The following is a 22,947-nucleotide window of genomic DNA, read 5'->3' as shown; positions in this document are numbered from 1 at the left end:
CCGCTTTTGATCAAGATCTCCGTTCGGCTTCAGCCATTAAAGTGGGGCCCATGACCGTGAACCCCACGCACACCGCCCTCTGGCCCGCACCGCACGCGAGCGGAGCCGTCGACGCGACCGTCCAGGTGCCCGGGTCCAAGTCGGTCACCAACCGCGCCCTGGTGCTGGCCGCCCTCGCCTCCGAGCCCGGCTGGCTGCGCCGTCCGCTGCGCTCCCGCGACACCCTGCTGATGGCCGAGGCGCTGCGCGCGATGGGCGTCGAGATCGAGGAGGGCGTCGGCCCGGAGGGCAGCGGTGAGTTCTGGCGGGTCATCCCGGCGGGACTGCGCGGCCCGGCCACGGTCGACGTCGGCAACGCGGGCACGGTCATGCGCTTCCTCCCGCCGGTCGCCACGCTCGTGGACGGCCCCGTCCGCTTCGACGGCGATCCGCGGTCCTACGAGCGCCCGCTGCACGGTGTGATCGACGCGCTGCGCGTCCTGGGTGCCCGCGTCGACGACGACGGGCGCGGCGCGCTGCCGCTGACCGTGCACGGCGGGGGCGCGCTGGAGGGCGGCCCGGTCGAGATCGACGCGTCGTCTTCCTCGCAGTTCGTCAGCGCCCTGCTGCTGTCCGGCCCGCGCTTCAACCAGGGCGTGGAGGTCCGCCACACCGGCTCCGCGCTGCCGTCAATGCCGCACATCCGGATGACCGTCGACATGCTGCGCTCGGTGGGCGCCCAGGTCGACACCCCGGAGTCGGGCGGCGAGCCGAACGTCTGGCGGGTCACGCCGGGCGCGCTCCTGGGCCGGGACCTGACGGTCGAGCCGGACCTCTCCAACGCCCAGCCGTTCCTGGCCGCGGCCCTGATCACCGGCGGCAAGGTCATGATCCCCGACTGGCCGTCCCAGACCACCCAGCCCGGCGACCGGCTGCGGGAGATCTTCACCGAGATGGGCGGTTCCTGTGAACTGACCGACTACGGACTGGTCTTCACCGGATCGGGCGCCGTCCACGGCATCGACGTCGACCTCGGCGAGGTCGGCGAGCTGACCCCGGGCATCGCGGCCGTCGCCGCCCTCGCGGACTCCCCCTCGACCCTGCGCGGGGTGGCGCACCTGCGGCTGCACGAGACGGACCGCCTGGCCGCGCTCACCAAGGAGATCAACGAACTCGGCGGCGACGTCACCGAGACCGCCGACGGTCTGCACATCCGCCCGCGCCCCCTGCACGGCGGCGTCTTCCACACGTACGAGGACCACCGCATGGCCACCGCCGGCGCGATCCTCGGTCTCGCGGTCGAGGGAGTGCGCATCGAGAACGTGGCGACGACGGCCAAGACCCTGCCCGACTTCCCCGACCTGTGGACCGGGATGCTCGGGGCGTAGGGACTGTTCGCGATGCGCCGCTACGGCAAGCACACCGACGAGGACGACATCCGCTCGCGCCCCAACCGCAAGGGCAACCGGCCGCGCACCCACATCCGGCCCAAGCACGAGGACGCCGCCGAGGGCCTGGTCCTCACCGTGGACCGCGGCCGGCTGACCTGCCTGGTCGAGGACCGGGTCGTGATGGCGATGAAGGCCAGGGAACTGGGCCGCAAGGCGGCGGTGGTCGGCGACCGGGTGGCCCTGGTCGGTGATCTCTCCGGCAAGAAGGACACCCTCGCGCGCATCGTCCGGATCGAGGAGCGCGCGTCCGTGCTGCGCCGCACCGCGGACGACGACGACCCCTACGAGCGCGTGGTCGTCGCCAACGCCGACCAGCTCGCCATCGTCACCGCCCTGGCCGACCCGGAGCCGCGCCCCCGCCTGATCGACCGCTGCCTGGTCGCGGCGTTCGACGGCGGCCTCACCCCGCTGCTGGTCATGACCAAGTCGGACCTGGCGCCGCCGGACGAACTCCTGGAGCTGTACGGCACGTTGGACATCCCGTACGTCGTCACCAGTCGCGAGGAGCTGGAGAACGGCGCCGCGGCGGGCCTCGTGCGCGAGCATCTGGACGGGAAGATCACCGCCTTCGTCGGCCACTCCGGCGTCGGCAAGACGACGCTGGTCAACACTCTGGTGCCGCAGGACCGCCGCCGGGTGACGGGCCATGTGAACGCGGTGACGGGCCGCGGCCGGCACACCACGACCTCGGCCCTGGCCCTGCCGCTGTCGTCCGAGGCGGGCGGCTGGGTCGTCGACACCCCGGGCATCAGGTCGTTCGGGCTGGCGCACATCGATCCGTCGCGGGTCATCAACGCCTTCCCCGACCTGGTGCCCGGCACGGAGGGGTGCCCCCGCGCGTGCAGCCACGACGAGCAGGACTGCGCGCTGGATGCGTGGGTCGCCGAGGGCCACGCCGACCCGGCACGGCTGTACTCGCTGCGCCGGCTCCTGTCGACGCGCGAACGGAAGGAAGGCGACTGACCTCCGCGTTGTTTGCCGTGCCGTGGTACCGGTAAGTGCATAATCGCACCAAGCCGGAATCAAGCCCGTGCAAATCCGGACGAAGCGACCCAGTAAAGAGCACCGGACACAGCACCGGACGAAGCAGCGGTCACGGTAGGGGACTACGGGAGGACAAGACATGGCGTGGCTGCTGGTCATAGTGGCCGGGTTGCTCGAGACCGGCTTCGCCGTGTGCCTGAAGCTGTCGCACGGCTTCACCCGGCTCTGGCCCACCGTCGCCTTCTGCGCCTTCGCCCTGGGCAGTTTCGGACTGCTGACCCTGGCCCTGAAGAGGCTCGACGTCGGCCCCGCCTACGCGGTGTGGACCGGCATCGGCGCCGCGGGCACCGCCATCTACGGGATGGTCTTCCTCGGCGACCTGGTCTCGACCCTGAAGATCGTCTCGATCAGTTTCGTCATCATCGGCGTGGTCGGGCTCCAGTTGTCGGGCTCGGCGCACTGAGCAGGCCCTACGCCATCGACCGGCGCGGCAGGGCGGTGCGTACGAGGTCGGCCACGCCGCCCTCGCCGGGCGGTGCCGCGACGCAGGACAGGGCGAGCCGCACGGCCAGTTCGCAGGAGCGGGCCAGTTCGGCGGCGTCCGGCGGGGCGAGTGGGTCGGCGCCGTACAGGACGGCCACGGCACGGTCGCGGACGAGAGCCACGAAGTCGCCGGGCGAGGGCAGCGCACCGTCGGCCCGGCGCTGGGCCGGCGCGGCGGAGGAGGACGGCACGGCCGTCAGCTCCGGTGCGGGCAGCCGCTCACCCCAGCAGCCGGTGAGCAGCGCCCGGACCAGCGCGTTCTCGCGGGCGGCGGACATCGTCCACTCGGCGGTCGCGGTGAGCCGTTCACGCGGGTCGCTGGGCCCGGCGAGCGCGCGGTCCACGCCCGCGAGATAACCGTCGGCCTCCCGCCGCACGAGCGCCCGCGCGAGGCCCTCCTTGCTGCCGAACTCGTTGTACAGCGTCTGCCGGGACACCCCGGCCGCCGCCGCGACGTCCACCATCCGCACGGCGGACCACGGCCGACGCGCCAACGCCTGGTAAGCGGCGTCGAGCAGGGACTCCCGGGCTGCGGGCACCGTCGCCTCCCTCGGGCCGAGCGGCTTCGTGCCCAGATTTGACGGGTATGGGGTCACTGTCAAGGGTCCTCGCGCCGGGGCGGACACGGCCGACGGGGCGCATCCGCCCCCGCGGCTCCCCGTCCGCGATCCGCCACGCCCGCCAAACCCCTGGTGGCTCCCGCGCGTCCCGGGCCGATACGGTTGCCGCATGCCCGACTACCTCGACGACCTCCGCCTCGCCCACGTGCTCGCCGACGCCGCCGACGCGGCGACGATGGACCGCTTCAAGGCCCTCGACCTCAAGGTCGAGACGAAGCCGGACATGACCCCGGTGAGCGAGGCGGACAAGGCCGCCGAGGAACTCATCCGCGGCCACCTCGCCCGCGCCCGCCCCCGCGACTCGGTGCAGGGCGAGGAGTTCGGCACCACGGGCGCCGGCACCCGTCGCTGGGTGATCGACCCGATCGACGGCACCAAGAACTACGTCCGGGGCGTCCCCGTCTGGGCCACCCTGATCGCGCTCATGGAGGCCGGCGAGGGCGGCTACCAGCCCGTGGTCGGGCTGGTCTCCGCCCCGGCCCTCGGGCGCCGTTGGTGGGCGGTCCAGGACCACGGCGCCTTCACCGGCCGCAGCCTGACCTCCGCCTCCAGGCTCCAGGTCTCCCAGGTGTCCACGCTCTCGGACGCGTCGTTCGCGTACTCGTCGCTCAGCGGCTGGGAGGAGCAGGGACGGCTGGACGGCTTCCTCGACCTCACCCGCGAGGTGTGGCGCACACGCGCGTACGGCGACTTCTGGCCGTACATGATGGTCGCCGAGGGCTCGGTGGACATCTGCGCCGAACCCGAGCTGTCCCTCTGGGACATGGCCGCGAACGCCATCATCGTCACGGAGGCCGGCGGCACCTTCACCGGCCTCGACGGGCGCCACGGCCCGCACAGCGGCAACGCGGCGGCGTCGAACGGCCGCTTGCACGACGAACTCCTCGGCTATCTGAACCAGCGCTACTGAGCGCCCGCCGACTCCGCCTCCACGCCCCCTTGTTGACCCCCGCTTTACCTGCCACCCTGAGAGTTCCCCCACTTGTGAACTTGTGAATCCATGAACTAACTCATGGATCACCGGCAGGAGGTGGCTCCACCCCATGCTCGTCCGCGAAGTCATGAGCAAGGTAGTCCTCACCATCGGCCCCGCCCACACACTCCGTCAGTCCGCCGCCCTGATGTCCGCACGCGGCGTCGGCGCGGCCGTGGTGTACGACCCCGACGCCGACGGCATCGGCATCCTCACCGAACGCGACGTCCTGGTCTCCGTGGGCCAGGGCCAGGACCCGGACACCGAGCGCGCCCACGCCCACACCACCACCGACGTCGTCTTCGCCGCACCCTCCTGGACCGTGGAGGAGGCGGCCGCGGCGATGGCGCACGGCGGCTTCCGCCACCTCATCGTGCTCGAGGGCGGCGAGCCGGCCGGCATCGTCTCGGTGCGCGACATCATCCGCTGCTGGGCGCCGGAGCGTTCGCGGCCGGGCGCCCCGGCGGTGACGGCCTGACGGGCCGACGGACTGACGGACTGACGGACTGAACGACGAAACGGGCCGGACCCCCGTACCCGGGGATCCGGCCCGCCGCCGCGACAAGCGGTCCAGTACTGGACGTCAGCCGCGCAGGGCCTGGACCGCGGCCTCCAGCCGCTTGCCGAAGTCACCGTCGGCCTGACGGAAGTTGTTCACCGCGCGCTCGACGATGTCGTCGCGCGAGACACCGGAGAGGGCGCCGGCCAGGTTGTCGATCAGCCGCCCCTTCTCCTCCTCCGTCATCAGCCGGTAGAGGTTGCCCGCCTGGACGAAGTCGTTGTCCTCGGCGTGCGACGGAGCCTCGGTCTCGCCGGTGACACCGGAGACCGCGACCGGCTGCCACAGCGCGCGGTCCGTCTGGAACGGGCCGCCGAAGCTGTTCGGCTCGTAGTTCTTCGCGCCCTTGTGGCGGCCGTCGTACAGGAAGCCGTCACGGGAGTTGGTGCGCGCCTCTGTGGCGTGCGGGCGGTTCACCGGGAGGTGGTCGGCGTTGATGCCGACGCGGTAGCGGTGGGCGTCGCCGTACGCGAAGAGGCGGCCCTGGAGCATCTTGTCCGGGGACGGGCCGATGCCGGGCACGAAGTGCGACGGGGAGAAGATCGACTGCTCGACCTCGGCGAAGACGTTCTCCGGGTTGCGGTTGAGCTCCAGCTTGCCGAACTCGATGACCGGGTAGTCCGCGTGCGGCCACACCTTGGTCAGGTCGAACGGGTTGAAGCGGTACTTCGCCGCCTCGGCGACGGGCATGATCTGCACGCCGACGGTCCAGGAGGGGAACTCGCCCCGCTCGATCGCCTCACGCAGGTCGCGCTGGTGCGAGTCGGGGTCCGCACCGGCGAGCTTGTCGGCCTCGGCCTGGGTGAGGGTCTTGATGCCCTGGTCCGTCTTGAAGTGGTACTTCACCCAGAAGGCTTCGCCGGCCTCGTTGCTCCACTGGTAGGTGTGCGAGCCGAAGCCGTCCATGTGGCGGTACGACGCCGGAATGCCGCGGTCACCGAAGAGCCAGGTCACCTGGTGCGTCGACTCCGGCGACAGACCCCAGAAGTCCCAGACGTTGTCCATCTCGGTCGAGCCCGTGTACGGGTCGCGCTTCTGGGTGTGGATGAAGTCGGGGAACTTGATGGCGTCCTTGATGAAGAACACCGGGGTGTTGTTGCCGACGAGGTCGTAGTTGCCCTCCTCGGTGTAGAACTTCAGCGCGAAGCCGCGCGGGTCCCGGACGGCGTCCGGCGCGCCCAGGTTGCCGGCCACGGTGGAGAAGCGGAGGAAGGTCTCCGTCTCCTTGCCCACCTCGGAGAGGAACTTCGCACGGGTGTACTTGGTGACGTCGGCGGTGACCGTGAAGGTGCCGTACGCGCCGGCGCCGCGGGCGTGCACGACGCGCTCCGGGATGCGCTCCCGGTTGAAGTGGGCCAGCTTCTCCAGCAGGAGCTGGTCCTGGACGAGCACGGGGCCGCCGACGCCCGCGGTCTCGCTGTTCTGGTTGTCGGCCACCGGTGCACCGGCTTCCGTAGTGAGCGGTCCCTGAGTCACGTACGCCTCCTGCGCCAATCCTGCAAAACCTGTCCCTTGGCTAATGCCGTTCTCGATCCTACAATAGACAATGTCTAAGTCAAGTACGGCTCCAAAGTCACACCCGTTCGGGACCTGGTCCCCCTAGCTGCTAGGCTGGTCTGTATGAGTGACCTATTGGAACGGCTGCGCGGTCGCGGATGGCGCATGACCGCGCAACGTCGCGTCGTGGCCGAGGTCCTCGACGGCGAACACGTCCATCTGACGGCCGACGAGGTGCACGCCAGGGCCGTGGGCAGGCTCCCGGAGATCTCCCGGGCGACGGTCTACAACACCCTGGGCGAGCTGGTCTCGCTCGGTGAGGTGCTGGAGGTCGCGACGGACAAGCGCGCCAAGCGCTACGACCCGAACGCGCACACGCCGCACCACCACCTGGTCTGCGCCCAGTGCGGCGCGATCCGCGACGTCCACCCGACGGGCAACCCGATGGCCGACCTCCCGGACTCGGAGCGCTTCGGCTTCACCGTCTCGGACGTCGAGGTGACCTACCGCGGCACCTGCCCGAACTGCGCGGCGGCATAGGTCCCACCCGCACTCACGAAGCCCCGGCACCGATGGTGCCGGGGCTTCGTCATGACCGCGGCCGGGGCTTCGCCCTCGTGCTCGCCGCGAACGCACCGAGGGCCGGAACCCTTTCGGATTCCGGCCCTCGGCCTTCAGTAGCGGGGACAGGATTTGAACCTGCGACCTCTGGGTTATGAGCCCAGCGAGCTACCGAGCTGCTCCACCCCGCGTCGATGAATGGAACATTACGTCACCCCCACGACCAGAAGCAAATCGCTTCCGTCTCGGCGTCCCGCCCGGGCAGAGCTCAGGCCGACAGCTCCTGCCGCAGGGCGTCGCGCAGCCGGGCCGCCCGTTCGCCCACCTCCGCCGGACCCAGCGATACCGCCCGGTCCGCCCAGCGCTGCCCCTCCGCCAGCTCCCCCCGTCGCGCGCAGACCAGCGCCAGCCGCAGCGCGGCCCGTCCGTGACCGGCGTCGGCCGCGCGGCGCCACCACACGACGGCCTCGGGCTCGCTGCCCTCGCGGGCCAGCAGCAGGCCCAGGTTGAAGGCCCCGTTGCGGGACCCGGCCTCGGCCGCCTCCCGGTACCACCGCGCCGCCTCCACCACGTCACCCCGCGCCGCGGCGAGCATCCCGACCCGCACCTGGGCCCGGCGGTGGCCCTGGGAGGCCGCCCGCTCGTACCACTCCTCGCACTCCGACTTCTCCTGTGCCGGCTCGCCCAGCTCGTGCGCGGGCGCGGGCGGCCGGCGCGCGTCCAGCACCGTCGCCAGCCGGTACGCGGCCTCCGCGCTGCCACCCCCCGCCGCACACCGCAGGAACCGCTCCGCCTCGCGCTCGTCCCCGGCACGCAGGCGGGCCATACCGACCTGCAGCGCCGCCTCCGTGTGCCCGGCGGCCGCGGCACGCTCGTACCAGCGCAGCGCAGTCCGCTCCGCACCCCTACCCGCGTGCAGGATCCCGAGGTTGAAGGCGGCGTCCACGCTGCCCGCCTCGGCCGCCTTGGAGAACCACGGCTCGGCGCCGGTCTCGTCCCCGCCGCGCAGCAGCAGGATGGCGAGCGCGTTGGACGCCTCCCGGTGCCCGGCGTACGCGGCCCGGCGGTACCACTGCTCGGCCTGCGCGGTGCGGCCCTGCTCGGCGCAGAGCAGGCCGAGGTTGTACGCCCCGTTGTCGTCCCCGGCGTCCATCGCGGCCCGGTACCAGCGTTCGGCGGTCTGGGTCTCGCCGCGCTCGGCGTGCAGCGCGCCCAGGGCGTTGGCGGCGTTGCCGTCGCCGTCCTGGGCGGCGCGCAGCCACCACACGGCGGCGCTCTCGGTGTCCCCGGCGTCGCGCAGCAGGAAGCCCAGCGCGCAGGCCGCGCGGGCCTCACCCTCCTTGGCGGACGTGAGGTACCAGCGGCCGGCCTCCTTCAGTTCGCCCCGCTTCTCCAGGATCGTCCCGAGGTGCAGTGCGGCCCGCCGGTGACCGCGTGCGGCGGCCTGCCGGTACCACTGCTCGACCTCCTCGCCGGCGGCGGCCGCGTCGTCGCCGTCGCGGTGCGGCCCGGCGCCGCGGTCCAGCGTCCGCGCCAGCCGGTACGCGGCCTCCCGGTGCCCGCGCTCGGCCGCGGCCCGCATCCAGCGCCCGGCCCCAGCGTCGTCGCCGCGGTGCTCCAGCAGGTCGGCGAGGGCATAGGCGCCCAGGACGTGCCCCTGCTCGGCGGACTGGCACAGCCAGTACTCCGCGGCGGGCTCGTCCCCGCGCTCGCGGAAGTGCCGCCCCAGCGCGTGAGCGGCGGCCGCGGATCCGGCGACCGCGGCGATCCGCCACCAGCCCGCGGCCTCGTCGGCGTATCCGCGCTGGTGCAGCAGAACGCCGAGGTTGTTCGCGGCCGCCCGGTCTCCGGCCGCGGTGGCGGCCCGCAGCTGCGACTCGGCTCCGTCGAAGTCGCCCCGGCGCAGCAGCATCGCGCCGAGCATGCTCATCGCCTCGACGTCACCGCCGTCGACGGCCAGCCGCAGGCGCACTTCCTCCGCGGCCTCGTCGGCGGCCTCCTGAGCCTCGTCCGTGGCCTCCTCCTGACCGGACGGAAGCGCAAAACGCCCTGTCCCGAACAGATTTGCCATGTCCCCCATAACGTTCATCGTCGCACCACCTGCAACCTTGGTACACCCGGTATACCGCAGCCAGTGAGGTCACTTCAGCGTTTTGTCGACATGCCCACAGGACGACAAGTCAAACACAGATCGGCCCAACTCCCCCTGGCGGCGCGGCCGTCGCGCTCACCGGCACATGCGTTCGCACACCAGAGAAGGCCCGGATCCCTTGTGGGATCCGGGCCTTCGAGGTCGTGTGCGCATGGCCCACGATTTCAGTAGCGGGGACAGGATTTGAACCTGCGACCTCTGGGTTATGAGCCCAGCGAGCTACCGAGCTGCTCCACCCCGCGCCGTTGTGTTCACAACCCTAGCACGGCGCGGGATGGGCTTTGACCAGCTCGAACGCCGGTCGGCAGCGACCGCCACCGGGTGTCAGCCGGTGTCCGAGCCTCCGCCGGCCTCCTTGCTCGGGGAGGCGCTGGGACTGGCCTTGTCGTCCCCGTTCTTGTCCCCGGCGCCCTGGTCCGCCTTGGCCTGTGCGTCCTCGGCGCGCTGCAGCGCCTTCTCCAGGTCCTTCTGCGCCTCGGCGTACCCGGTCAGGTCCTTCTGCTCCAGCGCCTTCTGGCCGGCGTCGAAGGCCTCCTGCGCGTCAGCGAGCGCTTCCCGGACCGTCGGGTTGGTGGACGTCGGCGGTGGCTCCGTCGTGTCCTGGCCGGGGTCCTCGCCGGTGTCCTCCGGTGGCTCCGGTTCGGCCGCCTGCGCTCCGAAGACCTTGTTGAGCGCTTCGTCGAGTGTGTTCTCGAAGGCCGTGTTGCCGCCGTAGCTCACCAACACCTTGCGCAACAAGGGGTACTTGAGGTCGCCACCGCGGACGTAGACCGGCTCGACGTACAGCAGTCCGCCGTCGAGCGGGACGGTCAGCAGGTTGCCGTACTCGACCTCCGAGTCGCCGCCTCTCAGCAGCCTGATGGACTCGGCGATGTCCTGTTCGGAGTTGAACTGGCTCTGCACCTGTTTGGGTCCGTCGACGGTGGTGCTGGTCGGCAGTTTCAGGATTCTGATCTTGCCGTAGTCGCTCGTGCCCGCCTCGGCGTCGACCGACATGAACGCGCTGAGGTTGTCACGTCCGTTGGGCGTGAACGTCGTCGTCAGCGAGAACGCCTGCTGCTTCTGGTCGGGCATCCTCATGCTCAGGTAGTACGGCGGTACCGCGTCCCCCGACTTGTTGGTCGGGTCGTCCGGGACCTGCCACACCTCGCTGCCGCTGAGGAACGTGTTGGCGTCCTTCACGTGGTAGCGCGTGAGCAGCTCGCGCTGGACCTTGAACAGGTCCTGCGGATAGCGCATGTGCGCCATCAGCTCGCCGGAGATCTCGCTCTTGTCCTTCACCGTGCCCGGGAACGCCTTCATCCAGGTCTTCAGGACCGGATCCTTGGTGTCCCACTGGTAGAGCTTCACGTCACCGCTGTACGCGTCGACGGTCGCCTTCACGGAGTTGCGGATGTAGTTGACCTGGTTCTGCTGGGCCACGACCGCGCGCTGGTCGTTGGCCGCGGTCAGCGAGTCCGCCGTGGTGTCGCCGAGCGTCGTACGGGAGGCGTACGGATAGCCGTTCGTCGTGGTGTACGCGTCGACGATCCACTGGATGCGGCCGTCCACCACCGCCGGGTAGGCGTCGCCGTCGATGGTCAGCCACGGGGCGACCGCCTCGACGCGCTCCTTGGGCGTGCGGTTGTAGAGGATCTTCGAACCCTCGCCGATCGCACCGGAGTAGAGGATCTGCGGCTCGCTGAACGCCGCGGCGTACGCCGCCCGGTTGACCGGGCTGGACAGGTCGACCCCGCCGTCCCCCTTGTAGCTGAAGGTCTTCTCCCCGGTGTCGTCGGAGTAGTCGATCTCCTTCTGGGGACCGCCGACGATCGAGTAGGTGGTGGTCTTCTCGCCGTAGTAGATCCGCTGCTCGTACTTTCCGAGGTCGCCCTCGGAAGGCAGGTCGGACTCGGTGAAGACCGGGCGGCCCTCGGAGTCGACCTGGGTGCCCTTGGCCGCGACCGCGCCGTAGCCGTGGGTGTAGCGGAAGTGGTTGTTGATCCAGTTCTTCTTCGGGATGCCGGCCAGGTTCAGCTCGCGCAGACCGATGACCGTGTCCTGGTCCTTGCCGTCCTTGGCGTAGCGGTCGACGTCCAGGTTGGTCGGGAACGCGTAGTAGTTACGCATCTGCTGGAGCTGCTGGAAGGTCGGCGAGATGATGTTCGGGTCCATGATCCGGATGGACGCGGCTCCGTCCGCGTCGTCCCGGAGCTTGGTCTTGTCCTTGGTCTCGCTCCTGCCCGCGTACTCGGAGACCTCGGTCCCCTCGATGCCGTAGGCGTCGCGCGTGGCCGCCAGGTTCTTCTCGACGTACGGCGCTTCCTTGGCCTGCTCGTTCGGCTGGACCTGGAACTTCTGGACCAGCGCCGGGTACAGGCCGCCGATGAGGATGGCGGAGAGGACCATCAGGCCGAAGCCGATCACGGGCAGCTGCCAGGTGCGCCGCCACAGGGTGGCGAAGAACAGCAGCGCGCAGATGACGGCGATGCAGAACAGGATGGTCTTGGCCGGCAGGTAGGCGTTGGCGTCGACGTACCTGAGGCCGGTCCAGTTGTCGGTCGCCTTGAAGTCGCTGGACTTCACCGCCAGCCCGTACCGGTCCAGCCAGTAGGCGACCGCCTTGAAGGCGACGAAGACGCCGAGGAGCACCGACAGGTGCCCGGTGGCGGCGGCCGTGGCGCGCGCGCCCGGGCTGGTGACGCGGAGCCCGCCGTACAGGTAGTGCGTGAGCGCGGCGGCGATCACCGAGATGATCACGGCGGCAAAGCCGAAGCCGAGCAGGAACCGGTACCAGGGCAGGTCGAACGCGTAGAAGGAGACGTCCAGCTTGAACTGGGGGTCCTTCTGCCCGAAGGGCACGCCGTTGACCCACATCAGCCAGGTCCGCCACTGGCCGGACGCCGAGGCGCCGGCGATCAGGCCGACCAGCGCGGTGATGCCGAGCAGCAGCCATTTCTTGTACGGGGCGATGCCCATCCGGTACCGGTCGAGGTTCTGCTGCTCCATCGACATGGCGCTGAGCGGCGGGCGCAGGCGGTGGGCCAACCAGATGTTGAACCCGACGGCGAGCGCCATCAGCAGGCCGAAGACGAAGAAGAGCCCGATCTTGGTCCACAGGGTCGTCGTGAACACCGACGAGTAGTTGACCGACCGGTACCAGAGCCAGTCCGTCCAGAACCCCGCGAACATGGTGAACGCCATGAGAAGCACGGCGAGGACACCAAGTGTCAGCAGCAGGGTTCGGACACGCCGGGACGGGCGGCCCACTCTGATCCGCGGCCCCGACGGGGGGCCTCCGCCGCGGTCCGGCATCTGGAAAGCCAAGGTGCGCACCTCGAAGTTCGCTGTTGATCCGTCAGGCCCTCGGGTTCGCGGGCCCCCCGTGCGCCCCCGTAATCGTGGGCCCACACTTATGCAACTTACTCATCGTTTACTCGGTTCCCGATTCGGGCCAGTAACGAGGCAGGATTGTGACCATGTCCAACACCCCCATGGCTGCGAGCCCCCTCACCCGGGCCGTACTCGAGATCGACGAGTACGTCTCCGGGCTCGGCTGGGACCAGCCCGCACGCCTCTTTGCACTTGTCGACACCGCACGGCTGAGGACCGATCAGCCCTCACTCGCGGACCGGCTCGGCCTTCAGGACGAACCGGACACTTCCGGCCTGACCCCGATCGAGCAGGACGAGATTCCAACGGACCAGCCCCTCGACGAGTTCCTGGGCACCATCGCCTGGCCCGACGCGGTGGTCGGCTGCGCGCTCGCCGTGGAACGCCTGATGCTGCCGCCGTCCGCCGAGGCTCAGGTCCCGGAGGGCCTGAACGAGGCGAAGCTGGCGCGGTGGGTGGCGGAGCACCCGGACCGTCAGGAGGTCCGCATGACGGTCGCGGTCCTGCGCGACGGTGCCCGCGACTCGGCCCTGCGGCTGCGCGAGAAGGACACCGCCACCGAGGTACTCACCGGTTCCGACCTGGTACCGGGTCTGGCCCAGGCGCTGACGGCGACCTTCGCCGAGTAGCCCGGCCGCCCTGCGGCCGCCCGCCGGCTACCCCTTCGCGCACTCGGGCAGGTCGGAGGTCTTCCCGGAGCGGATGTCGCGCAGCGCGCCGAGGGCGTCGTCGATGGTGTCCACCTTCACGAGGGTGAGCCCGTCGGGGACGTCCGCGGCGGCGGTCGCGCAGTTGTCGGCGGGCGTCAGGAAGTACTGGGCGCCCTTGTCGCGCGCGCCGATGGTCTTCATGCTGATGCCGCCGATCGGACCGACCTTGCCGGTGTCGTCGATCGTCCCGGTGCCGGCGACGAAGCTGCCGCCGGTGAGGTCGCCCGGCGTGAGCTTGTCGTAGATGCCGAGGGCGAACATCAGGCCGGCGCTCGGACCGCCGACGTCGGCCAGCTTGATGTCGATGGAGAACGGGAACGTGTGGTCGGTCCCGGCGGAGATCCCGACGATGGCCCGCTGCTCCCCCTTGTCGTCGGAGGCCTCGGTGGTGATCCTGACCTGCTCCGTCTTCGTGGGCGTCCGGCGCTCCTTCTCCGCGTCGGCCTGCTCGTCGGCGGGCACGATCGTGAAGACGACGTCCTCTCCGGGCTTGTGCTTGGTCACCAGCTCGGCGACGTCGGTGGGCTCCTTGACCGTCGTACCGTCCACGGCCCTGATCACGTCACCGGCGTGCAGCCTGCCCTGCGACGGGGAGTCCTTGACGACCGTGGAGACGACCACCCAGGACTTCACCGGGATGTCGAGCGCCTCCAGGGCGGCGACCTTGGCGCTCTCCTGGGACTGGCTGAACTCCTCGGCGTTCTCCTGGGTGGCCTCTTCCTCCGTCTTGCCGTCCGGGTAGATCGTGTCGTGGGGCACCACACTGTTGTCGTGCGCCAGCCAGCCGTAGACCGCCTCCACCAGGTTCATCTTGTACTCGGCGCTGGTGACCCGGACGGTGGTCATGTTCAGGTGACCGCTCGCCTCGTAGGTCTTGCGGCCGGAGATCTGCAGCACCGGCTCGCCGTCGTGGTCCCCGAGGGTGTTCACCGTCGGCCCGGGTGACATCTCCGAGTAGGGCACGGGGATGAACACACCCGCGCACAGGATCGCGATCAGCATCAGGGTGGAGGCGAGCATCGTCGCGGTGCGGCGTGGCATGGCACGACAGTACGGGACGCGGCTGTCGGAACACCGTCAGGGCGGGTCCCGTCAGGCACCGGTGCGGGGCTTCTCCATGGCCTCGCGGAACCGGGCGTACCCGTCCAGTTCGGGACCGTCGCTGCGGGCCCTGCGGGTCCGGTTGGCCCAGCTGCCCCACAGCCCGGCGCCGACGGCGGCCACAAGCGGAATCAGCAACCAGGCAAGCGCTGCCATGCCCGACCTCCCAGCCCCATGAACGTCCGCTACTGACTGATCAGCAGATTAACCATCCGCAGTGACAACGCTCACGCCGGGGGGCGGGTTACGCAACCGGAGCCGGGAGGGGAGAACGGCAGGGCCGGGCGAGGGTCGGCGGCACCCCTCAGCAGGCGCCCACCCACTCCTCGGTGCCGTCGGAGAACGTCTGGTGCTTCCAGATCGGCACCTCGTGCTTCAGGTCGTCGATCAGCTTCCGGCAGGCGTCGAAGGCCTCGCCCCGGTGCGGGCAGGAGACGGCGACGACCACGGCGAGGTCCCCGACCTCCAGGTCCCCCACGCGGTGGACCGCCGCGAGCGCCCGTACGGGGTACTCCGCGACGACCTTCTCGGCGATGCGGCGCATCTCGGCCTCGGCGCTGGGGTGGCACGAGTACCCGAGCCGGTCGACGTCGGTGCCCCCGTCGTGATTGCGGACGGTCCCCACGAACAGCGCGGTCCCGCCGGCCGCGTCGTCCCCGACGGCCCGGAAGACCTCGTCCACGGACAGGGGCGTCTCCCGGACGCCGATCAGCTTGACGGGGTCCGCTGCGGCCAGCTCACCGGGGTGGTCGTTGGTTGCCATACGCCCATCGTGCCGCACGTCGCGCACGGCACGGAATAGCGTGATCGCCCGGCACGCGCGCGTAGCGCGTTGGAGCGTCCTACAGGGGTGCGGACCACCGCGGGTGCCGGATGCGGCGCCCGCGCGGTGGCCGGGACGTCAGATGCGGCGCCGGGCCTTGCGGGCCCGCCGTACCACCGCCGCCGCGCCCAGCAGCGCCACCGTCGCGCCCGCGGCCCCCGCGGCCGTCGCGTCCTTGCGGCCGAGGCGCCGCCCTGCGACGGTGTGCCGTCCGGAGACCTCGTCCAGCAGCTCCGAGAGCACCTCCTCGTTGGTGTACTTCGGACGCCATCCCGCGTCGTGCAGCCGGCTGCCGCTCACCACCCAGGGGTACATCGTGTACGCCAGGTCACCGGCCGGGGAGGGCGTCAGTCCGATCCGGTGCAGCCGGGCCGCCGCGCCGAGGGCGACCGCGGACGGCAGCTCCATGCGCCGGATGCCGCTCAGCTCCTCGACCTCCTCCTGCTCCAGCCAGCCGTCGCACCCCACGGCCAGCTCGCCGTCGGCCTTCTCCAGGACGGCGTACTCCAGGGCGCTGCACAGGTCGTCGACGTGGCAGAACTGCCAGGCCGGCCGCGAACCGGCCACCACAAGGAGACGGGGCGACTCGAAGTACCTGGTCAGCGCGGTGTCCATGCCTCCGACCAGAACCGCGGGCCGGACGACGGTCACGTTGAGTCCGGGGTGCGCCCGCGGGGCGCGCCGGGCCAGCCGTTCGATCTCCAGCAGGTCCCCGACGCCCGTCGCCTCGGCCGTGGCGCGCAGCTCGGCGTCCTCCGACAGCGGCAGCTCGTTGTCGGGGAGGGCGCCGTAGACCATCGCCGAGGTGCAGAGCACCACCCGGTGCACGCCGGCCGCCGCGGCGGCGGTCAGGACGGTCTGCGTCCCCCGGACGTTGTAAGCCGTCCGGGCGCCCGCGTCGGTCTCCAGGTCGAGGTCGAGTGCCAGGTGCACGACGACGTCCGCACCACGGAGTTTCTCCGCGATGGCGGGGTCCCGTACGTCCAGGATCTGCCATCGCGCCGACTCGCACTCGCCGCGTCGCTCGTCGATGGCCACGACCTGTCTGACCTCGTCGGACGCGGCCAGCCTCGCGGTGAGCAGCGCCCCGACCCCGGACGCGGCACCGGTGACCGCGACCACGGGTCCGCGCGCGCCGGGGCGGGGGGAACTGGTTGACTGGTTTCGCGCTGCGCGAACCTGCGGATCTGGGGAACTCACCGGGCGTCTCCAGCGGTTGTCTTCAGTACGAGCGCGAGCGACGCGTGCGTACCAGGTGGCATCCATCCTGCCGCAGGCCGTCAGTCGGCGAAGCACCGAGGCCCGAACCGCCCCGGGTGTCTACGCTGGGTGGTGAAGTCGGGCAGCCGTGCCGCCGGAAAGAACCGGCGGCCCTACCAGCCGAGGAACCCCGTGAGTGACACCCCATTCGGATTCGGCCTTCCGCCGGAGGAGCCGGACGACGGCGACGAGGGCAAGAAGAAGGACCAGCAGAGCGGCGGTGGTCAGGGACCGGCCAACCCGTTCGGATTCGGGATGCCCGGAGCCGGTGGCCTGGGCGGCCCCGGTGCGGACAACCCGTTCGCTGCCATGTTCGGTTCCATGAACCCCAACGACCTGGGCGCCGCGTTCCAGCAGCTGGGCCAGATGCTCTCCTACGAGGGCGGCCCGGTGAACTGGGACATGGCCAAGCAGATCGCCCGCCAGACGGTCTCGCAGGGCACGCCGGACGGCCGCAAGGACGCGAGCGTCGGCCCCGCCGAGCGCAATGCGGTCCAGGAGGCCGTGCGCCTGGCCGACCTGTGGCTGGACGACGCGACCGCGCTCCCGTCGGGCTCGGGCACCGCGGTGGCCTGGAGCCGCGCGGAGTGGGTCGAAGCGACCCTGCCGGCCTGGCGCGAGCTGGTCGACCCGGTCGCCGAGCGCGTCGGCAACGCCATGGGCGACGTGCTGCCCGAGGAGATGCAGGCCATGGCCGGCCCGCTGATCGGCATGATGCGGTCCATGGGCGGCGCCATGTTCGGCACGCAGATCGGTCAGGCCGTCGGCGTGCTCGCCGGCGAGGTCGTCGGCTCGACCGACGTGGGCCTGCCCCTCGGTCCGTCGGGCAAGGCCGCGCTGCTGCCGGCCAACATCGAGGCCTTCGGTCAGGACCTCGGTGTGCCGCAGGAGGAGGTGCGGCTGTATCTCGCCCTGCGTGAGGCCGCCCACCAGCGTCTCTTCGCGCACGTGCCGTGGCTGCGCTCGCACCTGTTCGGCGCCGTCGACGGGTACGCCCGTGGCATCAAGGTCGACACGGCCAAGCTGGAGGACGTGGTCGGGCAGTTCGACCCGCAGAACCCCGAGCAGCTGCAGGAGGCGCTCCAGCAGGGCATGTTCCAGCCGGAGGACACGCCGGAGCAGAAGGCTGCCCTGGCCCGGCTGGAGACGGCCCTGGCGCTCGTCGAGGGCTGGGTCGACGCGGTGGTGCACTCCGCCGCCAAGCCCAGGCTGTCCTCGGCCGACGCGCTGCGCGAGACGCTGCGCCGCCGTCGCGCCTCGGGCGGCCCGGCGGAGCAGACCTTCGCCACGCTGATCGGTCTGGAGCTGCGCCCGCGCCGGCTGCGGGACGCGTCCCGCCTGTGGGCCTCCCTCACGGACGCGCACGGCGTCGACGGCCGGGACGGCCTGTGGGCCCACCCGGACATGCTGCCGACCGCCGACGACCTGAACGACCCGGACGGCTTCGTGCACCGCGAGCAGCTCGACTTCTCTGAGCTGGACAAGATGCTCGGCGAGGCGGCCGGCAAGCCCGACCTGAAGAAGAAGGACGCGCCGGGCCAGGACGAGAAGGGCCGGGACGACTCCGACGGGAAGGCCGACGGCAAGGGCGACGGCAAGGGCGACGACACCGAGTGAGCCTCCATGACGACGCGGTCCTGGTCCTGAAGGACCACCCGGGCCAGGACGAGCTGCGTCAGGTCTACCTGGACCATCTGGCCGCCCACCCGGACGGCGTGTGGAAGGCCTGCGGGGACGGGCACATCACGGCGAGCGCGCTGGTGGTCGACCCCTCGCGCGGGCGGGTCCTGCTGACCCTGCACAAGAAGCTGCGGATGTGGCTCCAGATGGGCGGCCACTGCGAACCCGTCGACGCGACGCTGGCGCGGGCGGCCCTGCGCGAGGCCACCGAGGAGTCGGGGATCGACGGCCTGACGCTGACCCCCGGCGGTCCGGTGCGGCTGGACCGGCACCACACGCCCTGCGCCTGGCACCTCGACGTCCAGTACGCGGCGGTGGCCCCGGCCGGGGCCGTGGAGGCGATCAGCGACGAGTCCCTCGACCTGCGCTGGTTCCCGTACGCGGAGGTCGCGGATGTCGCCGACGACTCGGTGGTACGTCTGCTGGAGGCGACGCTCGCGCGGATCTGAGCCGTGCGGGGCGTACGGGAGCGACCGCCACGGCCGCGTCGCCTCAGCCGTAAGGGGTGACCGCCTGGGCGATCACCCCTTACCGACGCTCCTTACCGCACGCGCCGCGCACTCAGCTCCAGACGTTGCCCTGGTTCTGCCCTCGCGCCCCCTGCTGGCCCATGCCGTACTGGGCCGCGACACCGGAGCCGACCTGGGCGTTCTGCGGCGGCAGCAGCTCGCTGGGCTGGACGAGCGCGAAGCCGCTGCCCATGAAGCTCAGCTCCCAGCCCTCGCCGGTGTTGCCGCGGCGCCGCCACACCCCGGAGGAGTGCGTCTGGGCCTGCATCTGCACCCGCAGGCCGGTGGACCAGGCGACGATCGCGTCGGCGTCGCAGTTGACGTACTTGTCCGGCGTCACCTGCATGAACAGGGGCACGCCCGAGGTCATCAGGGCGACCTTGCCGCGCCCCGTGATGTTGAGCTGGTACTTCCCCGAGCCGGAGATGCCGTAGAGGCTGTCCACGGCGATGACCTCGTGGTGCAGGGACGAGTCCATCGCCAGCACGTAGCTGCTGTCGACGGTGAGACCGTCCTGGTCGACATCGACCACGTGCACGCACTGGGCGAGGTTGGCGAAGAACACCGTGCCCTGCCCGTGGCAGCGCATCAGGTCCAGGCCCTCACCGGTGTGCGCACGCGCGCGTGACTGGTTGTTGCTCTGGTACTCGGCGTCGAACTCGACGAGACCCTGGTAGGCGACCATCGTGCCCTTGCGGGCGAGCACGTCGTCGTGGCCCTCCAGGGCGACGCGGAGCATGTGCTTGTTCTGCAGGCTCCAGGCTTCCTGGGTCTGCTGGTCGTTGTAGGCGAAAATCGGGCTCTGCATGATGGTGGCTCCCCCTCAGCCCCGGGCCCGGAGGCGGTCGGTGCTGTCCTCGCTGGGCTGGACGACGACGATGCCCTGACCGGAGAAGGCCATCTGGAAGGCCTCGCCGCTGCCGCGGCCGATCAGCGACTGCGCCTTGAAGCTGCGCTTGCCCTTCACCTTGAGGTTCGGGGACCAGGCGACCAGGGCGTCCGGGTCGACGTACGTCTCGTCCTCACCGCCGCCGCAGTCCACCACGATCGGCTTGCCCCGTGAGGTGAGCGCGACCCAGCCCTGCCCGGAGATCCTGGTGTTCCACAGGCCCTGCCCGGCGAACTTCGCCAGGCCCTTGACCCGCTCCACGCCCCACGTCAGGTGGGCGTCGAAGGCGAGGAGGTTGGTGGCGTTGACGGAGATCCCGTCGCCGTTGAGGTTGATCACGACGACGTTGGCGCCGTAGTCGGCGAGGTAGAGCAGTCCGTCGCCGGAGCACTTCATGAGGGGCGCGCCCTCGCCGGTCATCCAGTCCTTGGCGATCTGGCGGACGGCCGGCGGGTTGGGCTCGTACTGGACGAAGCCCTCGTAGGCGACCATCGAGCCCACGCGCGCGAGGAGGTCGTTTCCGGTCTGCATGGCGACCTTCAGCATGTGGTTGCCGTGGTTCTCCATGCGGGCGGTGACGGGGGCGGGGGCGTAGCCCGCGAGCGGCTGGTTCATCTCGGGCTCTCCCTCAGATCTCGTACGGCTGGACGACGACGAAGCTGCCGGGCGCCGCCCGGAACTGGAGGTTGACGCTTTCGCCGGTGTCGCCCGCGTAGGAGTTGCGGCGCATCCGCACCTGGCTGGAGACGACCACCTGGGCGGCGGCGGACCACGCGACCACCGCGTTGCAGTCGGCGAACGTCGTGGGCGTGACCGGCAGGACGACGGGCACACCGCGCGTCTTGACGACGATCGTGCCGGTGCCCTGGAACTGCATGGTGAACAGCGCGCCACCGGGGATGCCGTGCCCCTCGATGCGGCGGACCTCGTAGTGAAGGCTCTCGTCGAAGGCCAGGACGTTCTCCGCGGAGACGCACACGGCGTCGCCCTGGAGCTCGATGGGGTGCAGCATCGCGGAGTTGTCCGCGAGGAACACCTGTCCCTTGCCGGTACAGCGCATGAGCTGCATCTCCTGGCCGGTCGCGTTGCCCACGACCCGCCCGGCGAACCCGGCGCCCTTGTAGCTGAAGTCGACCTTGCCCTGGTAGAGCACCATGCTGCCCTGCCGCGCCAGCACCGGCTGGCCTTCGGCGCCGAGGTCGACGCGGACCAGCTTCTTGTTCTGCTGGGTCCAGCGCTGCCCGGTCGGCGTCTCGCGGAACTGCTGGAGCGCCGCGGTGACGCCGGCGCCCTGCGGCGCGCCCGAGGGCACTCCCTGGGGTGCGCCCTGAGGGGCCTGCTGGCCGTAGCCCGGAGGCGGGGTGGGCTGTCCGTAGCCGGGGGGCGCGGTCGGCTGTCCGTAGCCGGGGGGCGCGGTCGGCTGTCCGTAGCCGGGGGGCGGGGTCGGTGCCTGGGGGGCTTGAGGTGCCTGGGGCTGGCCGTAGCCCGGGGGCAGGGGCGCCGTCTGGCCGGGGACCTGGCCGTGCGGCGCGGGCGCCGGGGCCGGTGGCGGTACCGGGGCGCCACCGGGCGGCGTGTGCATGGGCGCGACGATGGTCTGCGCGGCGTGTACGTCCGGAGCCGGAGCCTGCGGCGGGGTGGCGGCGGGCGGCGGGGCGAAGCCCTGCGGCGCGGGCTGCGCGGGCGGGGGCGTCGGCGCCGGTGCGGCGGGGGCGCCGAAGGCCGGCGGGGCCGAGGCCTGGGCGGGCGGCGCGAAGCCGGGGGCGGCGCCGGTCTGCGGCTGCTGTGCCTGCGGCTCGGGCGCCTCCTCCTCGGCCACCTCGCCGCCGAAGTTGCGCAGCAGCGCGTCCAGCCCGCCGTCGAAGCCCTGGCCGACGGCAGCGAAACGCCACACGTCCTTCAGGTAGAAGTCGCCCAGCATCACCGCGCGCTCGGTGGAGAACTCGGAGCCGTTGAACGGGTACCGGGCCACCTCCTCGCCGCCCGCGACGATACGGATGTAACCGGGCCCCACCTGCGACATCTGCCCCGCGCCGTCGATCGTCGCCGTGAAGGACAGCTTCTGGACGCCCTGCGGAATCCTGTCGAGGGTGACCCGGAAGGACTCCGTGTCGCCCGCCTGCGCACCCAGGAGCTGGATGGACTCCTCGGGGGTCTTCGGTTGGTTGAAGAACACGAAGTACCGGTCGTCCGACAATCGCTCCTCGGCGTCGAGACCGAAGCAGCTGATGTCGAAGCTCAGTCCGGGGCCGGAGATCTGCACGCCTACGTACAGATCCGTGCCCGCGGTGAGGTCACTGATCCTGGCCTTGTGGCCGCGTTGAAATTCCCTGGCCATGCGTGTCGACCGTCCCCCATCCGAATGCGAGTGCGTCGCGACAGGCTAACGGCAAAGGCCGACACCGGAGGAAGTCGGTACAGACCCGGTACGAAACCCGTGCGCCGCCGTGTCGGAGGCCCCGGCCGGGGGCCTGGCTACTCGTTGCGGGCGCCGGGTACGTGCGGCAGCCGCTCCGCGGCAACCACGCCCTCCAGGTAGCCCCGCGCCCGCTCGGTGCGCGGATACGCCTCCAGCAGGCGCCAGAACCGGGGCCCGTGGCCGGGGACGAGCAGGTGCGCCAGTTCGTGGAGCAGGACGTAGTCGACGACGTACTCGGGCATGCCCTGGAGCCGGTGTGACAACCGGATGCTTCCCTCGGAGGGGGTGCAGGAGCCCCAGCGGGTGTTCTGGTTGGTGACCCAGCGGACCGAGGTGGGCTGGGCCCGCCCCCCGAAGTACTGGCCCGACAGCCGCTGCGCGCGCTCGGCCAGCTCGGCGTCGCCGAGGACCCGCTTGCTCTCCTGGGCGGCCAGCTTGTCCAGCATCACGCTCACCCAGCGTTGCTCCTCCGCCTCGGACATCTTGGCGGGGATCAGCACGACGGTGCGATCGCCTTCGCGGTACGCGGAGACGGTCCGGCGGCGCCGGGTGCTCCTGCGGACCTCGATCGCGCTCGTCCCCGAGCCGTTCGGCGGCGGATTCGTGGGCGTGCGCTGGGGCGCCCCGGCACGGTGCAGTGGGTCGGCGGACACGCCACGACGTTACCCGCTGCACACGGGGAAGTCCCGGCTCCGGGACGGTTCGGTGCCGATCCGCCGCCCCTCCCTGGAGAGGACTGCGATGGACGGCCGAGTTGTACGCCGAGATGGCCGTCGGACTTGTACGACGAATACCCACCGCCTGTGGACAACTTTCGCCGCCTTTTCTCACGGCCGGGCATGCTGGCACTCGTCGGCCGATTCAC

The 22,947-nt window shown here is 71.1% G+C and carries 21 protein-coding genes and 2 tRNA genes; 9 read left to right on the top strand and 14 right to left on the bottom strand.

Going from position 1 to position 22,947, the window contains the following annotated elements:
- The first annotated feature begins 50 nt into the window (after positions 1-50).
- The 3 genes from aroA (at position 51) to ACGF3J_RS07065 (ending at position 2,877) form a co-directional block, all read left to right on the top strand.
- Positions 51-1,367: a 3-phosphoshikimate 1-carboxyvinyltransferase gene (gene aroA / locus ACGF3J_RS07075; RefSeq protein WP_161329944.1), complete on the top strand. Its 1,317-nt coding sequence runs from the start codon at positions 51-53 to the stop codon at positions 1,365-1,367.
- Positions 1,368-1,379: 12 nt separating this feature from the next.
- Positions 1,380-2,393: a ribosome small subunit-dependent GTPase A gene (gene rsgA / locus ACGF3J_RS07070; RefSeq protein WP_161329943.1), complete on the top strand. Its 1,014-nt coding sequence runs from the start codon at positions 1,380-1,382 to the stop codon at positions 2,391-2,393.
- A gap of 160 nt (positions 2,394-2,553) precedes the next feature.
- Positions 2,554-2,877, top strand: a complete 324-nt coding sequence (locus ACGF3J_RS07065) for a multidrug efflux SMR transporter (protein WP_122616136.1) — start codon at positions 2,554-2,556, stop codon at positions 2,875-2,877.
- Between the two features lie 7 nt (positions 2,878-2,884).
- Here ACGF3J_RS07065 and ACGF3J_RS07060 read toward each other — a convergent pair whose 3' ends face one another.
- Positions 2,885-3,496: a TetR/AcrR family transcriptional regulator gene (locus tag ACGF3J_RS07060; protein WP_161329942.1), complete on the bottom strand. Its 612-nt coding sequence runs from the start codon at positions 3,494-3,496 to the stop codon at positions 2,885-2,887.
- Positions 3,497-3,686: 190 nt separating this feature from the next.
- On the opposite strand from ACGF3J_RS07060, the gene hisN reads away from it, so the two are divergent.
- Both hisN and ACGF3J_RS07050 read left to right on the top strand, forming a co-directional pair.
- Positions 3,687-4,487, top strand: a complete 801-nt coding sequence (gene hisN / locus ACGF3J_RS07055) for a histidinol-phosphatase (protein ID WP_161329941.1) — start codon at positions 3,687-3,689, stop codon at positions 4,485-4,487.
- A 133-nt stretch (positions 4,488-4,620) separates the two neighbouring features.
- Positions 4,621-5,028, top strand: a complete 408-nt coding sequence (locus ACGF3J_RS07050) for a cyclic nucleotide-binding/CBS domain-containing protein (RefSeq protein WP_161329940.1) — start codon at positions 4,621-4,623, stop codon at positions 5,026-5,028.
- Between the two features lie 105 nt (positions 5,029-5,133).
- On the opposite strand, the gene ACGF3J_RS07045 is transcribed toward ACGF3J_RS07050, so the two are convergent.
- On the bottom strand, positions 5,134-6,585 hold the full coding sequence (locus ACGF3J_RS07045) for a catalase (protein WP_393853584.1): 1,452 nt from the start codon (positions 6,583-6,585) through the stop codon (positions 5,134-5,136).
- 144 nt (positions 6,586-6,729) lie between these two features.
- On the opposite strand from ACGF3J_RS07045, the gene ACGF3J_RS07040 reads away from it, so the two are divergent.
- A complete protein-coding gene (locus ACGF3J_RS07040) occupies positions 6,730-7,146 on the top strand; it encodes a Fur family transcriptional regulator (protein ID WP_125491922.1) in 417 nt (138 codons plus the stop codon).
- Positions 7,147-7,284: 138 nt separating this feature from the next.
- Here ACGF3J_RS07040 and ACGF3J_RS07035 read toward each other — a convergent pair.
- From ACGF3J_RS07035 to ACGF3J_RS07020, 4 genes are all read right to left on the bottom strand, one after another.
- Positions 7,285-7,358, bottom strand: a tRNA-Met gene (locus ACGF3J_RS07035).
- A gap of 77 nt (positions 7,359-7,435) precedes the next feature.
- Positions 7,436-9,247, bottom strand: a complete 1,812-nt coding sequence (locus ACGF3J_RS07030; RefSeq protein WP_386933233.1) for a tetratricopeptide repeat protein — start codon at positions 9,245-9,247, stop codon at positions 7,436-7,438.
- A 240-nt stretch (positions 9,248-9,487) separates the two neighbouring features.
- Positions 9,488-9,561 (bottom strand) — tRNA-Met (locus ACGF3J_RS07025).
- Between the two features lie 82 nt (positions 9,562-9,643).
- Positions 9,644-12,613: a UPF0182 family protein gene (locus tag ACGF3J_RS07020; RefSeq protein WP_161327571.1), complete on the bottom strand. Its 2,970-nt coding sequence runs from the start codon at positions 12,611-12,613 to the stop codon at positions 9,644-9,646.
- A gap of 164 nt (positions 12,614-12,777) precedes the next feature.
- Between ACGF3J_RS07020 and ACGF3J_RS07015 the strand changes: the two genes are divergently transcribed.
- Complete coding sequence (locus tag ACGF3J_RS07015) at positions 12,778-13,320, top strand: PPA1309 family protein (RefSeq protein WP_161327565.1); 543 nt, start codon at positions 12,778-12,780, stop codon at positions 13,318-13,320.
- 27 nt (positions 13,321-13,347) lie between these two features.
- On the opposite strand, the gene ACGF3J_RS07010 is transcribed toward ACGF3J_RS07015, so the two are convergent.
- From ACGF3J_RS07010 to ACGF3J_RS06995, 4 genes are all read right to left on the bottom strand, one after another.
- Positions 13,348-14,442, bottom strand: a complete 1,095-nt coding sequence (locus ACGF3J_RS07010) for a PDZ domain-containing protein (protein WP_161327566.1) — start codon at positions 14,440-14,442, stop codon at positions 13,348-13,350.
- Between the two features lie 51 nt (positions 14,443-14,493).
- The gene (locus tag ACGF3J_RS07005) at positions 14,494-14,658 is read right to left on the bottom strand and encodes a hypothetical protein (protein ID WP_202557768.1); all 165 of its coding nucleotides are present in this window, start codon (positions 14,656-14,658) and stop codon (positions 14,494-14,496) included.
- 148 nt (positions 14,659-14,806) lie between these two features.
- A complete protein-coding gene (locus ACGF3J_RS07000; protein ID WP_125491918.1) occupies positions 14,807-15,265 on the bottom strand; it encodes a molybdenum cofactor biosynthesis protein MoaE in 459 nt (152 codons plus the stop codon).
- A gap of 138 nt (positions 15,266-15,403) precedes the next feature.
- Positions 15,404-16,525, bottom strand: coding sequence for an SDR family oxidoreductase (locus tag ACGF3J_RS06995; protein WP_393853583.1), 1,122 nt, complete (start codon positions 16,523-16,525; stop codon positions 15,404-15,406).
- A gap of 192 nt (positions 16,526-16,717) precedes the next feature.
- On the opposite strand from ACGF3J_RS06995, the gene ACGF3J_RS06990 reads away from it, so the two are divergent.
- Together ACGF3J_RS06990 and ACGF3J_RS06985 are read left to right on the top strand one after the other, a co-directional pair.
- The gene (locus tag ACGF3J_RS06990) at positions 16,718-18,202 is read left to right on the top strand and encodes a zinc-dependent metalloprotease (protein WP_161327568.1); all 1,485 of its coding nucleotides are present in this window, start codon (positions 16,718-16,720) and stop codon (positions 18,200-18,202) included.
- On the top strand, positions 18,199-18,714 hold the full coding sequence (locus ACGF3J_RS06985; protein WP_161327569.1) for an NUDIX hydrolase: 516 nt from the start codon (positions 18,199-18,201) through the stop codon (positions 18,712-18,714). The genes ACGF3J_RS06990 and ACGF3J_RS06985 overlap by 4 nt, the downstream gene beginning before the upstream one ends.
- A 112-nt stretch (positions 18,715-18,826) precedes the next feature.
- Here the strand turns inward: ACGF3J_RS06985 and ACGF3J_RS06980 are convergent, their stop codons facing one another.
- The 4 genes from ACGF3J_RS06980 to ACGF3J_RS06965 all read right to left on the bottom strand — a co-directional run bounded on the left by ACGF3J_RS06980 (position 18,827) and on the right by ACGF3J_RS06965 (position 22,735).
- The gene (locus ACGF3J_RS06980) at positions 18,827-19,582 is read right to left on the bottom strand and encodes an AIM24 family protein (protein WP_161327570.1); all 756 of its coding nucleotides are present in this window, start codon (positions 19,580-19,582) and stop codon (positions 18,827-18,829) included.
- A gap of 15 nt (positions 19,583-19,597) precedes the next feature.
- Positions 19,598-20,278, bottom strand: coding sequence for an AIM24 family protein (locus ACGF3J_RS06975; protein ID WP_064729728.1), 681 nt, complete (start codon positions 20,276-20,278; stop codon positions 19,598-19,600).
- A gap of 13 nt (positions 20,279-20,291) precedes the next feature.
- On the bottom strand, positions 20,292-22,001 hold the full coding sequence (locus ACGF3J_RS06970; protein WP_393853582.1) for a TerD family protein: 1,710 nt from the start codon (positions 21,999-22,001) through the stop codon (positions 20,292-20,294).
- 137 nt (positions 22,002-22,138) lie between these two features.
- Complete coding sequence (locus ACGF3J_RS06965) at positions 22,139-22,735, bottom strand: M48 family metallopeptidase (protein ID WP_161331556.1); 597 nt, start codon at positions 22,733-22,735, stop codon at positions 22,139-22,141.
- Between the last annotated feature and the right edge of the window lie 212 nt (positions 22,736-22,947).

This window comes from Streptomyces sp. NPDC048171, assembly GCF_043202655.1.
GTDB lineage: Bacteria > Actinomycetota > Actinomycetes > Streptomycetales > Streptomycetaceae > Streptomyces.
Note: the sequence above shows the minus strand (reverse complement) of the source record. Positions and strands in the feature narration are given on the sequence as shown.

What these genes read in the sequence shown, in the direction of transcription:
- ACGF3J_RS07015 (WP_161327565.1), top strand. Translation starts at nt 12,778, where the DNA reads ATGTCCAACACCCCCATGGCTGCGAGCCCCCTCACCCGGGCCGTACTC.
- ACGF3J_RS07030 (WP_386933233.1), bottom strand. Translation starts at nt 9,247, where the DNA reads ATGGGGGACATGGCAAATCTGTTCGGGACAGGGCGTTTTGCGCTTCCG.
- ACGF3J_RS06970 (WP_393853582.1), bottom strand. Translation starts at nt 22,001, where the DNA reads ATGGCCAGGGAATTTCAACGCGGCCACAAGGCCAGGATCAGTGACCTC.
- ACGF3J_RS06980 (WP_161327570.1), bottom strand. Translation starts at nt 19,582, where the DNA reads ATGCAGAGCCCGATTTTCGCCTACAACGACCAGCAGACCCAGGAAGCC.
- ACGF3J_RS07000 (WP_125491918.1), bottom strand. Translation starts at nt 15,265, where the DNA reads ATGGCAACCAACGACCACCCCGGTGAGCTGGCCGCAGCGGACCCCGTC.
- ACGF3J_RS07040 (WP_125491922.1), top strand. Translation starts at nt 6,730, where the DNA reads ATGAGTGACCTATTGGAACGGCTGCGCGGTCGCGGATGGCGCATGACC.
- rsgA (WP_161329943.1), top strand. Translation starts at nt 1,380, where the DNA reads ATGCGCCGCTACGGCAAGCACACCGACGAGGACGACATCCGCTCGCGC.
- ACGF3J_RS07050 (WP_161329940.1), top strand. Translation starts at nt 4,621, where the DNA reads ATGCTCGTCCGCGAAGTCATGAGCAAGGTAGTCCTCACCATCGGCCCC.
- ACGF3J_RS07020 (WP_161327571.1), bottom strand. Translation starts at nt 12,613, where the DNA reads ATGCCGGACCGCGGCGGAGGCCCCCCGTCGGGGCCGCGGATCAGAGTG.
- ACGF3J_RS07010 (WP_161327566.1), bottom strand. Translation starts at nt 14,442, where the DNA reads ATGCCACGCCGCACCGCGACGATGCTCGCCTCCACCCTGATGCTGATC.
- aroA (WP_161329944.1), top strand. Translation starts at nt 51, where the DNA reads ATGACCGTGAACCCCACGCACACCGCCCTCTGGCCCGCACCGCACGCG.
- ACGF3J_RS07065 (WP_122616136.1), top strand. Translation starts at nt 2,554, where the DNA reads ATGGCGTGGCTGCTGGTCATAGTGGCCGGGTTGCTCGAGACCGGCTTC.
- ACGF3J_RS07005 (WP_202557768.1), bottom strand. Translation starts at nt 14,658, where the DNA reads ATGGCAGCGCTTGCCTGGTTGCTGATTCCGCTTGTGGCCGCCGTCGGC.
- hisN (WP_161329941.1), top strand. Translation starts at nt 3,687, where the DNA reads ATGCCCGACTACCTCGACGACCTCCGCCTCGCCCACGTGCTCGCCGAC.
- ACGF3J_RS06975 (WP_064729728.1), bottom strand. Translation starts at nt 20,278, where the DNA reads ATGAACCAGCCGCTCGCGGGCTACGCCCCCGCCCCCGTCACCGCCCGC.